This window comes from Modestobacter lacusdianchii (genome assembly GCF_054177765.1).
In genome coordinates, this window is sequence record NZ_JBJJTJ010000005.1 from 141,294 (window position 1) to 154,592 (window position 13,299).

At 73.7% G+C, this 13,299-nt stretch carries 11 protein-coding genes; 8 read left to right on the top strand and 3 right to left on the bottom strand.

Annotated features, from left to right (window positions below; genetic code table 11):
* The first annotated feature begins 138 nt into the window (after positions 1–138).
* From ACJTNH_RS05380 to pknB, 7 genes are all read left to right on the top strand, one after another.
* Positions 139–933 carry an FhaA domain-containing protein gene (locus ACJTNH_RS05380; RefSeq protein ID WP_458173368.1) on the top strand — a complete coding sequence of 265 codons (795 nt, stop codon included), beginning with the start codon at positions 139–141 and terminating at the stop codon, positions 931–933.
* A gap of 52 nt (positions 934–985) precedes the next feature.
* The gene (locus ACJTNH_RS05385) at positions 986–1,447 is read left to right on the top strand and encodes an FHA domain-containing protein FhaB/FipA (protein WP_222195678.1); all 462 of its coding nucleotides are present in this window, start codon (positions 986–988) and stop codon (positions 1,445–1,447) included.
* Positions 1,444–2,859 (top strand): PP2C family protein-serine/threonine phosphatase, encoded by a 1,416-nt coding sequence (locus tag ACJTNH_RS05390; protein WP_458173370.1) that lies wholly within the window; start codon positions 1,444–1,446, stop codon positions 2,857–2,859. Before ACJTNH_RS05385 ends, ACJTNH_RS05390 begins: the two co-directional genes overlap by 4 nt.
* A gap of 16 nt (positions 2,860–2,875) precedes the next feature.
* Positions 2,876–4,294 (top strand): FtsW/RodA/SpoVE family cell cycle protein, encoded by a 1,419-nt coding sequence (locus tag ACJTNH_RS05395; RefSeq protein WP_458173372.1) that lies wholly within the window; start codon positions 2,876–2,878, stop codon positions 4,292–4,294.
* The gene (locus ACJTNH_RS05400) at positions 4,291–5,730 is read left to right on the top strand and encodes a peptidoglycan D,D-transpeptidase FtsI family protein (RefSeq protein ID WP_458173374.1); all 1,440 of its coding nucleotides are present in this window, start codon (positions 4,291–4,293) and stop codon (positions 5,728–5,730) included. Before ACJTNH_RS05395 ends, ACJTNH_RS05400 begins: the two co-directional genes overlap by 4 nt.
* On the top strand, positions 5,730–7,460 hold the full coding sequence (locus ACJTNH_RS05405; RefSeq protein WP_458173376.1) for a serine/threonine-protein kinase: 1,731 nt from the start codon (positions 5,730–5,732) through the stop codon (positions 7,458–7,460). Before ACJTNH_RS05400 ends, ACJTNH_RS05405 begins: the two co-directional genes overlap by 1 nt.
* Before the next feature lie 181 nt (positions 7,461–7,641).
* Positions 7,642–9,405 (top strand): Stk1 family PASTA domain-containing Ser/Thr kinase, encoded by a 1,764-nt coding sequence (gene pknB / locus ACJTNH_RS05410; protein ID WP_458173378.1) that lies wholly within the window; start codon positions 7,642–7,644, stop codon positions 9,403–9,405.
* Positions 9,406–9,500: 95 nt separating this feature from the next.
* Here pknB and ACJTNH_RS05415 read toward each other — a convergent pair whose 3' ends face one another.
* Positions 9,501–10,187 (bottom strand): aminodeoxychorismate/anthranilate synthase component II, encoded by a 687-nt coding sequence (locus ACJTNH_RS05415; RefSeq protein WP_458173380.1) that lies wholly within the window; start codon positions 10,185–10,187, stop codon positions 9,501–9,503.
* 49 nt (positions 10,188–10,236) lie between these two features.
* A complete protein-coding gene (locus ACJTNH_RS05420) occupies positions 10,237–10,986 on the bottom strand; it encodes a DUF881 domain-containing protein (RefSeq protein WP_458173382.1) in 750 nt (249 codons plus the stop codon).
* A gap of 140 nt (positions 10,987–11,126) precedes the next feature.
* Between ACJTNH_RS05420 and crgA the strand changes: the two genes are divergently transcribed.
* Positions 11,127–11,399, top strand: a complete 273-nt coding sequence (gene crgA / locus ACJTNH_RS05425; protein WP_222195686.1) for a cell division protein CrgA — start codon at positions 11,127–11,129, stop codon at positions 11,397–11,399.
* Between the two features lie 727 nt (positions 11,400–12,126).
* Here the strand turns inward: crgA and ACJTNH_RS05430 are convergent.
* Entirely contained in the window at positions 12,127–13,287 is a 1,161-nt protein-coding gene (locus ACJTNH_RS05430) for a thiolase family protein (protein ID WP_458173385.1), read from the bottom strand.
* Positions 13,288–13,299: the final 12 nt, after the last annotated feature.

Below are 13,299 nucleotides of genomic sequence, written 5' to 3' on the forward strand. Positions count from 1 at the left end.
GGTAGACAGGTGCGGCGACGCGGCCCGGACGAGATCGTCCGGGGCGTCCTGCGCTCGCCGACCGGTCCGACGACCCTCCCCCGGTTACGATCAGCGCTCAGGTGCAGTGGGAGATCAGCCGAACGCAAGGGAGCGACTGTGGGTGTGCTGCAGCGCTTCGAGCGACGCCTCGAGGGCATGGTCGGGCTGGCGTTCGCCCGCGTCTTCAAGGGCAAGGTGCACCCCGCCGAGATCGCCCACGCCCTGCAGCGTGAGGCCGACGAGCAGCGCTCCGTCCTCGGCGGCGGGCGGGTGCTGGCCCCCAACGTCTACGTGGTGACCCTGGGCCCCACCGACCACGACCACCTCGCCGAGTGGTCCGAGCAGCTGGCCGGTGAGCTGGCCGACATGGTCGCCGAGCACATCGAGGGCGAGGGCTACCAGACCTTCGGCGACATCGAGGTGCGGCTGGAGCTCGACGACGAGCTGCGCACCGGCGTCTTCGAGGTCGCCTCGCACGTCGGCGACAGCGGCACCCCTCACCGGCCCGACCTCGGCGCCCCGCCGGTGCCGCCGCCGGGCCTGCCCCCGCTGCCCCCGCTGCGGGTCGGCGCCACCGACACCGGCGCGCAGGAGCCGCTCGCGGTCGGGCGGGCCGGGCAGCGGGTCAGCCACGTCCTGGTCGTCGACGGGCCGGGCACCAAGCACGTGCTCGAGCAGGGCAGCAACGTGCTTGGCCGGGGCACCGAGGCCGACGTGCGGCTCCCCGACACCGGGGTGAGCCGCAAGCACGCCGACGTCCAGCTCTCCGGCAGCACCGTCACCGTGGAGGACCTCGGCTCCACCAACGGCACGCTGGTCAACGGCCGGCGGGTCGGGCGCCAGGAGCTCGCCGACGGCGACGTCCTGCGGATCGGCCACTCGGTGCTGGTCTACCGGCAGGACGGCGTGTGAGCGTGCCGTCGAGTCCGCGTCCGACCACTGCACCCGCCGCGGAGGTGACGCCGTGACGTCGGAGATCGTGCTGCAGGCGTTCCGCTTCGGCTTCCTGGCGCTGCTGTGGCTGTTCATCTTCGCCGCGTTCCGCGTCGTCCGGGCCGACCTCTTCGGAGGCCGCCCCGGCCGGGTGGCCTCGGTGCCGCCGCGGGCGGCGGTCGGGCGCAAGCGCGGTTCCCGCGGCCCCCGGCACCTGGTGGTCACCGCCGGGCCGCTCTCGGGCACCCGGATCACCCTCGGCGAGCAGGCCATCCTGGTCGGCCGCGCCGACGACTCGACCCTGGTGCTCACCGACGACTTCGCGTCCTCCCGGCACGCCCGGCTCACCAACCGTGGCGGTCAGTGGTACGTCGAGGACCTCGGCTCCACCAACGGCACCTACCTCGACCAGCAGCGGGTGCAGGGGCCGCTGCTGGTCGGCACCGGCCAGCCGATCCGCATCGGGCAGACCGTCCTGGAGCTCCGTTCATGAGCCTGGTCCTCCGCTACGCGGCCCGCTCCGACCGCGGCCTGATCCGCGGCACCAACCAGGACTCGGTCTACGCCGGGCCCCGGCTGCTGGCCGTCGCGGACGGCATGGGCGGGCACGCGGCCGGCGACGTCGCCAGCAAGGTGGTCATCGCCGCGCTGGAGCACCTGGACGACGACGCCCCCTCCGGCGACCTGCTGCAGTCGATGCGCCAGGCGGTGTTCGACGGCAGCGAGCACCTGCGCGAGGTGATCCGGGAGTCCCCGCAGCTGGAGGGGATGGGCACCACGCTCACCGCCGTCCTGTTCGCCGGTGGGCGGCTGGGGCTGTGCCACGTCGGCGACTCCCGCGCCTACCTGCTGCGCGACGGCGAGCTGCACCAGATCACCCACGACGACACGTTCGTGCAGACCCTCATCGACGACGGCCGGATCACCGAGGAGGAGGCGAACAGCCACCCGCAGCGCTCGCTGCTGCTGCGCGCCCTCAACGGCCAGGACGTCGAGCCCGACCTGTCGATGCGCGAGGCCCGCGCCGGCGACCGCTACATGCTCTGCTCCGACGGGCTGTCCGGGGTGGTCAGCCACGAGACGCTGTCCCAGGCGATGCGCGACGCCGACCCGCAGGCCACCGCCGACCGGCTGATCGAGCTGGCCCTGCGCAGCGGGGGCCCGGACAACATCACCTGCATCGTCGCCGACGTCGTCGAGGACGACGGCCGCGGCGCCCTGCTCGACCCGGTGGTCGACGGGGCCGCCGGCGACCACGTCGGGCAGCGCGAGGTCGACCGCCGCTCGGCCGCCGGACGGGCGGCGCTGGCCGACCCGCAGGGTTCCTCGGCGGTGTCCGCCCAGGCCACCACGTCGCCCCCGCCCCGGCGGCGGCGCCCGCTGCGCACCGCGTTGACAGCGCTGGCCGCGGTCGTCGTCCTCGGGGCGGCGACCATCGGCGGCTACCTGTTCGTGATGGACCACTGGTTCGTCGGGGTGGCCGAGACCGACGACGGCGACGAGGTCGGGGTGTTCCGGGGCCTGAACGCCTCGCTGGTCGGCCTGGAGCTGTACCGGCTCGAGGAGTCGACCGGGATGAGCACCACCGACCTGACCCAGGCCGCGCGCAGCCGGGTCACCGACGGGATCGCCGCCAGCGACCGGGCCGACGCCGACCGCATCCTGGACAACCTCCGCGGCCAGCGGCTGCCGCTGTGCCGGACCGCCACGAGCTCGACCGCCAGCGCGAGCAGCGCGGCGCCCAGCTCACCTGCCGGCGTCCCCGCCGCGACGACCGCCGCCGACCCCGGCGCCCCCGAGCCCACCGCGGCGCCCACCGAGACCGGGACCACCACCGCCTCCGCGACGGGCACCACTCGGTCCCGCTCCGGTGAGCCGGGGGTGGACTGCCGGGAGGCCGACTAGTGGCTGGGCGGAGCCGGTGACCGGCCCCGGGACCGACCCGCGCGCCGCGACGGCCGGCAGCACCCCACCGCCCACCCGGCGGGGCACCGAGCTGCTGCTGCTCGGGTTCGCGGTCGTCGTCACCCTGGTCGCCCAGTGCATCGTCGACCTGACGGTGACCGGGTCGCTCACCACCGAGCTGGCCACCTTCGGCACCTGGTTCGCCGGCCTCTGGCTGGTCGCCCACCTCGTCGTCCGCAAGCTGGCGCCCTACGCCGACCCGCTGCTGCTGCCCTGCATCGCCGTGCTGTCCGGCCTCGGCCTGGTGATGATCCACCGCCTCGACCTCTCCGGGAACACGATCGGGGCCAGCGCCACCGGCGAGGACGCCCCGGTGCAGCTGCTGTGGGCCACGGTCGGGCTGGTGCTGTTCATCGCCGTCCTGGTCGTCGTCCGGGACCACCGGGTGCTGGCCCGGTTCGCCTACACCCTCGCCCTGGTCGGCCTGGTGCTGCTGGCGATCCCCGCGGTGCTGCCCGCCTCGATCTCGGAGGTCTACGGCGCCAAGCTGTGGATCCGGGTCGCCGGCTTCTCCATCCAGCCCGGTGAGTTCGCCAAGATCTGCCTGATCGTCTTCTTCGCCGCCTACCTGGTCGACAAGCGCGACGTGCTGGCCCTGGCCAGCCGCAAGGTGGCCGGGCTGGAGCTGCCACGCGGCCGCGACCTCGGCCCGGTGCTGCTCGCCTGGGTCGCCTCCATCCTGGTCCTGGTGTTCGAGCGCGACCTGGGCAGCTCGCTGCTGCTGTTCGGCATCTTCGTGGTGATGATCTACATCGCCACCGAGCGGGCGAGCTGGCTGGTCATCGGTCTGCTGCTCTTCGCCGGCGGGGCGTTCATCGCCTACCAGGCCTTCGGCCACGTCCGGGTCCGGGTCGACACCTGGCTGGACCCGTTCGCCTACGCCGACGAGGGCGGCTACCAGATCGTCCAGTCGCTGTTCAGCCTCGGCACCGGCGGGCTGTTCGGCGCCGGGCTCGGCGGCGGCCGCCCCGACCAGGTCCCGGTGGCCAAGAGCGACTTCATCGCCGCCGCGATCGGCGAGGAGCTCGGGCTCTTCGGCCTGGTCGCCATGATCGTCATCTACCTGGTGCTGGTGGAGCGCGGGCTGCGCACCTCGCTCGTCGTCCGCGACGGCTTCGGCAAGCTGCTGGCCGCTGGGCTGGCCTTCGCGGTGGCCTGGCAGGTCTTCGTCGTCCTCGGCGGCGTGACCGGCCTGCTGCCGCTCACCGGCCTCACCACCCCGTTCGTCGCCTACGGAGGCTCCTCGCTGGTCGCCAACTTCGGCCTGGTCGCGCTGCTGGTGCGGATCAGCGACGCCGCCCGTCGCCCGGCCGCACCGCCCGCCCCGACGCCGGCGAAGCTGACCGACGCCCCCACCGAGGTGGTGCGGCCGTGAACGCCCCGCTGCGCAAGGTCGCCATCAGCGTGCTGGTGCTGTTCACCCTGCTGATCGTCAACGTCAACGTCATCCAGGTGATCCGCGCCGACGACCTGCGGGACAACCCGCGCAACACCCGGGTGCTCACCGAGGAGTACGACCAGCAGCGCGGCGCGATCGTGGTCGCCGGCAACGAGATCGCGTTCTCGGAGGAGACCGACAACTCCCTCACCTACCTGCGCCGCTACGCCGACGGCCCGCTCTACGCCCCGGTCACCGGCTACTACTCGGTCCTGTTCGGCAACACCGGCATCGAGCGCGCGGAGAACGACGTGCTGCGCGGCACCGACGACCGGCTCTTCGGCCGCCGGCTGGCCGACATCTTCACCGGCCGCGACCTCTCCGGGGGCAACGTCGAGCTGACCCTGGACCCCGCGGCCCAGCAGGCGGCGATGGAGGGGCTGGCCGGCGTCACCGGCGCCGTCGTGGCGCTGGACCCGTCCACCGGTGCGGTCCTGGCCCTGGCCAGCACGCCGACCTTCGACCCGAACCAGCTCTCCAGCCACGACCCGGCCGCGATGCGCGCCTACGCCGAGCAGCTCGACGCCCAGGGCATCGAGCCGACGGTCAACCAGGCCATCACCGAGCGGTACCCCGCGGGTTCGATCTTCAAGGTGATCGTCTCCGCCGCGGCCCTGGCCAGCGGCGACTACACCCCGGAGACGGTCATCCCGGCGCCGACGGACTACACGCTCCCGGGCACCGACGAACCGCTGGAGAACTTCGGCGGTTCGGCCTGCAGCCCCACCGGCGAGCAGCCGCTGATCGACGCGCTGACCATCTCCTGCAACACCGCCTTCGCCCAGCTGGGCATCGACCTGGGCGAGGACCGGGTGCGGGAGATGGCCGAGGCGTTCGGCATGGACGACGAGGGCTTCGAGATGCCGCTGCGGGTCGCCGGCAGCACGATCGGCGACGTCGACGGCGACGCCCAGCTCGGGCAGACGTCGATCGGGCAGTTCAACGTGGCGGTCACCCCCATGCAGGCGGCGATGATCGCCGCCGCCGTCGCCAACGACGGCACGCTGATGGAGCCGTTCCTGGTCGACTCCATCCAGGCCCCAGACCTCACGGTGATCGACCAGACCGACCCCGAGGTGCTGACCGAGCCCGTCTCCGACGACGTCGCCGCCCAGCTCACCGAGATGATGACCAGCGTCGTGGCGAACGGCTCCGGCCGGCGCGCGCAGATCAGCGGGGTGACCGTGGCGGGCAAGACCGGAACGGCGGAGAACGCCGGGGACGACCACAACTGGTTCATCGGCTTCGCCCCCGCCGACGACCCGCAGATCGCGGTCGCGGTGTTCGTCAAGAACGGCGGTGGCACCGGCGGCGACACCTCCGCCCCGATCGCCCGGTCGGTCATCGAGGCGCACCTGGGGGGCGGGGGCTGATGGCCGTCCGCGTGGGCAGCCTGCTGGCCGGCCGGTACGAGATCACCGCACCGATCGCCACCGGCGGCATGGGCGAGGTGTGGCAGGCCCGGGACCGGACGCTGGGCCGCACGGTCGCGGTCAAGGTGCTCAAGAGCGAGTACACCAGCGACACCAGCTTCCTCATCCGGTTCCGGAACGAGGCCCGGCACACCGCGGCGCTCTCCCACCCCAACATCGCCTCGGTCTACGACTACGGCGAGACGACGCAGGAGGGCCAGCGGCTGGCCTACCTGATCATGGAGTTCGTCGAGGGCAAGCCACTGGTCACGATCCTCGCCGAGCGCGGCCGGCTGACCTCCGAGCAGGCCCTGGACGTGCTCGGCCAGGCCGGCGACGGGCTGTCCGCGGCGCACGCCGCCGGCATGGTGCACCGGGACATCAAGCCCGGGAACCTGCTGGTGCGCCCCGACGGCGTGGTCAAGCTGACCGACTTCGGCATCGCCTACGCCCGGGACGCCGCCCCGCTGACCCGCACCGGCATGGTCGTGGGCACCGCGCAGTACCTCTCCCCCGAGCAAGCGCAGGGCCACGTGGTCACCGCGGCCTCCGACGTCTACTCCCTGGGCGTGCTCGGCTACGAGTGCGTCGCCGGGGTGCGGCCCTTCGACGGCGAGTCGCAGGTGGCGATCGCGCTGGCGCAGATCAACCGGCCGCCGCCGCCGCTGCCTGCCGACGTCCCCCGTGAGGTGCGGGCGCTCATCGAGCGCGCCCTGGCCAAGGACCCGGCCGCCCGCTTCCCCGACGGCGGCGCCTTCGCCGACGCCGTGCGGCAGGTCGCCGCCGGTGGCGTGGTGCCCCCGCCCACGGCGATGACCCAGGTGTTCGCCGACGACGGCACCGCCACCACGATGATCCCGGCCACCGGCCCCGGCACCGTGGTGAACCCCAGGACCGCGCCGCGCACCATGCCGCCGCTGCACGGACGCCCGGTCGGCGACGACGACGCCGGCACCTGGGACGACGACCAGCCCGACCCCGCCCGGCAGCGCCGCACCCGGCTGCTGTGGGCCGGCGCCGCGGTGGCCCTGCTGGCGCTGGTGGTCGTCGGTTGGATCGTCATCAACTCCGGCGGCAGCGAGCGCTCCGACACGGCCGCTCCCAGCACCACCAGCACCGCGCCGTCATCCAGGCCGGCGGCGAGCACCAACGCCACCGGCGGCATCGACTGGGACGTCGCCTCCTACGTCGGCGACGACGCCGACACCGTGCAGCAGGTGCTCGAGGGCCTGGGGCTGAGCGTCGATCAGGCGGCGGCCAGCGACGCACAGCTGGCCGCCGCCGGCCAGCAGCTTGACGAGGACGTCGTAGTCACAGCTGACCCGGCGCAGGCGAGCCTCGCCCCGGGCGACCAGGTGGTCCTGTTCGTCAGCGGCGCGCCGTACACCCCGGAGGGCGACGAGACACCCGCTCCCGCCCCCGCCCCCACTCCCGAGGACGACTCCAGCGAAGACGATGCAGTCGAGGACCCGGGGTGTGGCATCCGAGGCCTGGTAGCGCCCGACGAGTCGCTGGTGGCCGCCGAGCCCTCCACAGTGAGTCCGTCGCCTGGCGAGCCGTCCAGTCCCTCACCCGTCGAACCGTCCAGCCCCTCGCCTCCTGAATCGCCCAAACCGCCGCCATCAGCACCGTCGAGTCCATCGACGACGACGGCGAGCCCCTCGGCGGCGCCGACGAGCAGCACATGTTGATCACCGGGCTGGGTCCTCTCCGGGCAGCTCGTGCGTCCCTGGTGACACACCCGTCCCCGGCCGTCCGCGTCGCGCCGGTGGCGGGCGTCCCGGCGATTAGGCTCGCCGACGGCGTGCCGTCCCCCGGTCCCGCCGTACCGGAGCTGCGACCGTCGCACCGCGTCACCCGAGAGGACCCCCGATGACCACCCCCTCAGTGCTCGGCGAGCGCTACGAGATCGGCGGGGTGCTCGGCCGCGGCGGCATGGCGGAGGTGCACCGCGGCCGCGACCTGCGGCTGGGGCGCGAGGTGGCGGTCAAGGTGCTGCGCCAGGACCTCGCCCGTGACCCGTCGTCCCAGGTCAGGTTCCGCCGTGAGGCGCAGGCCGCGGCCTCGCTGAACCACCCCGCGATCGTGGCCGTCTACGACACGGGCGAGGACCGCACGCCCGCGGGCGCCACGCCCTACATCGTCATGGAGTACGTCGAGGGCGAGACGCTGCGCGACGTGCTGCGCAGCGAGGGCCGGCTGTCCCCCGAGCGGGCCATGTCGCTGACCGCCGACATCTGCGCGGCCCTCGACTTCAGCCATCGCAACGGGATCGTGCACCGGGACGTGAAGCCCGGGAACGTGATGATCACCCCGCAGGGCACCGTCAAGGTGATGGACTTCGGCATCGCCCGGGCCGTCTCCGACTCGGCCGCCACGATGACCTCCACCGCCGCGGTGATCGGCACCGCCCAGTACCTCTCCCCCGAGCAGGCCCGCGGCGAGGGCGTCGACGCCCGGTCCGACGTCTACTCGGCCGGCTGCCTGCTGTACGAACTGGTCACCGGCACCCCGCCGTTCACCGGCGACTCCCCGGTGGCGGTCGCCTACCAGCACGTGCGCGAGGACCCGAGGACGCCGTCCTCGATCAACCCGGCGATCCCGCCGGAGCTCGACGCGATCCTGCTCAAGGCGATGAGCAAGAACCCGGCCAACCGGTACCAGTCGGCGGCGGACATGCGGGCCGACCTGCTCCGTGCGGTCGCCGGCCAGCGGGTCGAGGCGACGCCGGTGATGAGCGACGCCGAGAAGACCACGATCATCGGCGCCACGCCGGGCGGCTACGCCGGGGACGAGTGGACCGACGAGGGTGCCGACCGCAAGCGCAACCGCAACCGGCTCATCGCCCTCGTCGTCGCCGGGCTGGTCCTCATCGCCGGCTCCATCGGCATCGCCCTGGCCGTCGCGAACGACGGCGAGGAGGCCCCGGTCATCGCCCAGGTGACCGTCCCGGACGTCACCACCGCCACCGAGGCCGACGCCCGGTCGCGGCTGACGGCCGAGGGCCTGGAGGTCGGCGGGGTCACGACCCGGTCCGACCCGGAGATCGCCGAGGGCCTGGTCATCAGCACCGACCCGGTGGCCGGCACGGAGGTCGACGAGGGCTCGGTGATCGGCCTGGTCGTCAGTGCCGGACCGGACACCCTCACCGTCCCCCAGGTCGTCGGGCTCACCGAGGACCGCGCCACCAGCAACCTGCGCAGCGCGGGGTTCACCGGGTCGATCAGCAGCCGCCAGGCCGACTCGCTGCTGCCCGAGGGCCAGGTCATCGGCATCGACCCGGGCGAGGGGACGGACGCCGCGCCGGACGCCTCCTTCACGCTGCAGGTCTCCACTGGCACGGTCTCCATCCCGGCCGACCTGGTCGGCCGCACCCCCGCCGAGGCCCGGGCCGCCCTCGGGGCCCTCGGCATCGACGACAGCGACATCGAGGAGATCAACTCCGAGACCGACGAGGTCGCCCCGGGCCTGGTCGCCGGCACCCAGCCCGGCGCCCGCTCCGCGGTCGCCGCCGGCGACGAGATCACGCTCCTGGTCGCGGTCGCCATCCCGGTCGAGACGCCGACCAGCTCTGCACCGGTCCCCCCGCCGTCCAGCACTCCGACGGCCCCCCCGTCGGCGTCGCCCACCACCTGACCGGCACGCCAGACGACGAAGGCCCCTCCCGGACGTCCGGGAGGGGCCTTCGTCTCGTCTGGGGGCCGCTCAGCGGCCCGGTGAGGTGCCTGCGGTCAGCTGACGGCCACCGTGAGCCGGCGGGCTGTGGCGGCGGCTGCCTCGACGCGGTCGGCGTCCGGGGCGAGGCCGCAGGAGGTCAGCCAGTTGGCCAGCAGCTGGTGGCCCCCCTCGGTGAGCACCGACTCGGGGTGGAACTGCACACCCTCGATCGGCAGCTCCCGGTGCCGGAGGGCCATCACGATCCCCGAGGGCGTCCGTCCGGTCACCTCCAGCTCGGCCGGCACGCTGTCGGACTCCACTGCGAGCGAGTGGTAGCGGGTCGCGGTGAACGGCGAGGACAGCCCGGCGAGCACACCGACGCCGTCGTGCACGACCTGGCTGGTCTTGCCGTGCAGCAGCTCGGGGGCCCGGCCCACGACGCCGCCGAACGCCTCGGCGATCGCCTGGTGGCCCAGGCAGACCCCCAGGACCGGCAGCCCGGCCTCGGCGGCCGCCCGCACCATGGGCACGGTCACCCCGGCGTCGACGGGCGTCCCGGGCCCGGGCGAGAGCAGGACGCCGGCGACGTCCAGGTCGGCCAGCTCGGCGATCGTCACGGCGTCGTTGCGCCGGACCACGCTGGGCACCCCCAGCTGGCCCAGGTACTGCACCAGGTTGTAGACGAAGCTGTCGAAGTTGTCGACGACCAGCACCGGCCGGACGGCCGGCTCACTCGCGTTCTGCACACGCCAGGTGTACACGCCGGGGAGGGGCCCCGTCACGGCCGGGCTGCCCGCCCGGCTGTGCGGATCAGCCGGCGGCGACCGCGTGCTGCATGTCCAGCGACCCGTCGTAGGGCGGCAGGGTCAGCTGCTGCTGGTCCTCCAGGCGGTAGGTGAGCCCGTAGGCGTCGGCCTGTTCCTCGAGCAGCCGGACCTGCGGGGAGGCGGCCAGCTCGGCGCGCATCTCGTCGGCCTCGCCGACTGCGGTGACCACGTAGGGCGGGGAGTACGTGCGCCCCTGCAGCAGCAGCGTGGGGCCGACGCAGATGACCGCACTGGTGGCGACCAGCCGCTTGCCCATGATGGCGACGCCCTCCGCGCCGGCGGCCCAGAGCGCGTTCACCACTCCCTGGACGTCGGACTGGTGGATGACCAGGTTGTCGGGGTCGACCCCGCCCGGCTGGTTGGCACCGGCCTTGGGCTTCACGTCGTCGAGCACCACCGACAGCCCCGGACCGGTCAGCTCGGTCAGCCCGGCCGACGCCAGGCCGGTCGCCCCGTCGGCCTGCACCGCGGCGACGTCACCGTTGCGTGAGGCGGCGAGGTCGGTGAGCTCCTGCACCCGTGCCTGCAACGCCGCCAGCTCGGCCTGCTGCCGGGCGACCGCAGCGTCGCGCTCCTCCACCAGTCCGGACAGCTGGGAGCTCTCCCCGGCCCGCAGGTCCGTGCCCTGCGCCGTCTGGCTGGAGGTCGCGAAGAGCAGCCCGGCCACCAGCCCGACGACCGGGACGAGCGCCGTCCACACGGTCGGACGGCGGAGCTTCGTGCTGCGGCGCACGGGCACCTCCTGGCGGCTGGGCGACGGCGGGCCGGGGGGACGCGCGGCCCGCGCGCGGGGCGGCCCCTGACCCCCTGCAGCTTAGGCTGGTGTCAGGTCACGCCGGGGCGACAGTCCACGGCCCGGGAGGGAGTCCGCAGGTGCCGAAGTCGAAGGTGCGCAAGAAGTCGGTGTACACACCGCCCGAGGGTGTGCTGCCCTCGAGCGCGGCACGCGCCCGCGCCGCCGAGCCCAGCCCCCGGTGGTACGCGGTCGTGATGGTCGCGCTCATGCTCCTCGGGCTGCTGTGGATCGTCGTCTACTACGTCGCCGGGGACCGCATCCCGTTCATGACCTCACTGGGCGCCTGGAACTTCGCGATCGGGTTCGGCGCCATGGTCGCCGGCCTCGTCATGTCGATGCGCTGGCGCTGACCCCCGCCCCCCCTGCGACAGGCCCTCGTCCTCCGGGACGGGGGCCTTCGTCGTTCCCGGGCCCGCCGTCCGCCCTCCGTGAGCCCTCGAGCCTCCCGGAGCGGGTGCCGCGACGCGGCCTGCGGCGGAGCGACAGTGCACGCCCCTGCTGTGGACGACCGTTGCCCGCGGGACGCCGGACCCTGGGGACCGTCGGCGCACACCAGCGGCGATCCGGACGTCCGGTGATGTGCACACTCCGGCCAGTGAGCGGCTCGCGGAGTCGACAAACCGTCAACCCGCAGGTCAGCGGCCTGTCACCGGGAAGGGTGAAGATCGTCTGTGCACAGCGCCTCGCGCCGTCCACAGGAGGCTGGATCCGTCGTCCACCGGGTTGTCCACGATGTGTGGACTCCGGAGCCGATCTCATACCGCGCTGACCTGGGCAGATGCCGACGATGTGACCACTGGGACGGAAACGGCACGTGGGTAACTACACCGGTGGAAGTCCGTCCCCAGCTGTGTACACACCTGTGGGAAAACCGCCCGCACACGACCGGCCTGCGAGCCCTTACTACCCGTCCCGGTGAATGGCAAACCGACAGCGTGACGGGCCGGTCCTGGGCGTGTCCGGGTGAGTTGTCGACATCGGTCCACGCCCGTCCACACCCTGGCGGTGCCCACAGGGCCGCAGACACCACAGCCCCCGCCGGACGGGCGGGGGCTGTGGACGGAGGAGCCACCGGGCTCAGTCGGTGAGCAGCTCGAGCAGGGTCGCGTTGGCCAGACCGCCGCCCTCGCACATGGTCTGCAGCCCGAACCGGGTGCCGGTCGCCTGCATGTGGTGCACCAGGGTGGTCATGATCCGCGCCCCCGAGGCGCCGAGCGGGTGACCGAGGGCGATCGCCCCGCCCAGCGGGTTCACCGCCGCCGGGTCCGCGCCGATCTCGCGCTGCCAGGCCAGCGGGACGGGCGCGAACGCCTCGTTGACCTCGAAGACGCCGACGTCGGCCAGCGGGACGCCCGCCCGGGCCAGCAGCTTGCGGGTGGCCGGGATGGGGGCGGTCAGCATGATCACCGGGTCGTCGCCGGCGACGACGGTGGTGTGCACCCGGACGATCGGGGTCAGGCCGAGCTCGCGGGCCCGCTCGGAGGTGGTGACCAGCAGCGCGGCCGAGCCGTCGGAGATCTGGCTGGCGTTGCCGGCGCTGATCACCCCGTCGGGCCGGAACGGCGTCTTCAGCGCCCCGAGGGAGGCCAGCGTGCCACCGCTGCGGATCCCCTCGTCGCGGGTGACCTGCACGCCCTCGGGGGTGGTCACGGGGACGATCTGGTCGTCGAAGGCACCGTCGGCCTGTGCCTTGCCGGCGCGTTCGTGCGAGCGGAGGGCGAACTCGTCGAGCTCGGCGCGGCTGAGCCCCCACCGCTGGGCGATCATCTCCGCCCCGATGCCCTGGTTGGGGACGACGCCCTCGTAGCGGGCCAGGAACGCCGGACCGAGCGGGCGCCCGGCCGACCCGTCGCCGGACGACGACCCCATCGGGACCCGGCTCATCGACTCGACGCCGCCGGCGACCACCACGTCGGCCTGGCCGCTGATCACCGTGGCGGCGGCGAACGCGACTGCCTGCTGGGACGAGCCGCACTGCCGGTCGATCGTGGTGCCGGGCACCGACTCCGGCCAGCCGGCCGCCAGCGCGGCGACCCGACCGATGTTGCTGGTCTGCTCACCGACCTGGCTGACGCAGCCCCAGAACACGTCGTCGACCAGCGCCGGGTCGAGCCCGGTCCGTTCGGCGAGTGCGGTGAGCACGGCCGCGGACAGGTCGGCCGCGTGCACCCCCGCCAGCCCACCTCCGCGCCGGCCGACCGGCGTCCGGACGGCGGCGCAGATGACCGCGTCCCGCATGGCACTCCTCCT

What these genes read in the sequence shown, in the direction of transcription:
- ACJTNH_RS05430 (WP_458173385.1), bottom strand. Translation starts at nt 13,287, where the DNA reads ATGCGGGACGCGGTCATCTGCGCCGCCGTCCGGACGCCGGTCGGCCGG.
- pknB (WP_458173378.1), top strand. Translation starts at nt 7,642, where the DNA reads ATGACCACCCCCTCAGTGCTCGGCGAGCGCTACGAGATCGGCGGGGTG.
- ACJTNH_RS05405 (WP_458173376.1), top strand. Translation starts at nt 5,730, where the DNA reads ATGGCCGTCCGCGTGGGCAGCCTGCTGGCCGGCCGGTACGAGATCACC.
- ACJTNH_RS05390 (WP_458173370.1), top strand. Translation starts at nt 1,444, where the DNA reads ATGAGCCTGGTCCTCCGCTACGCGGCCCGCTCCGACCGCGGCCTGATC.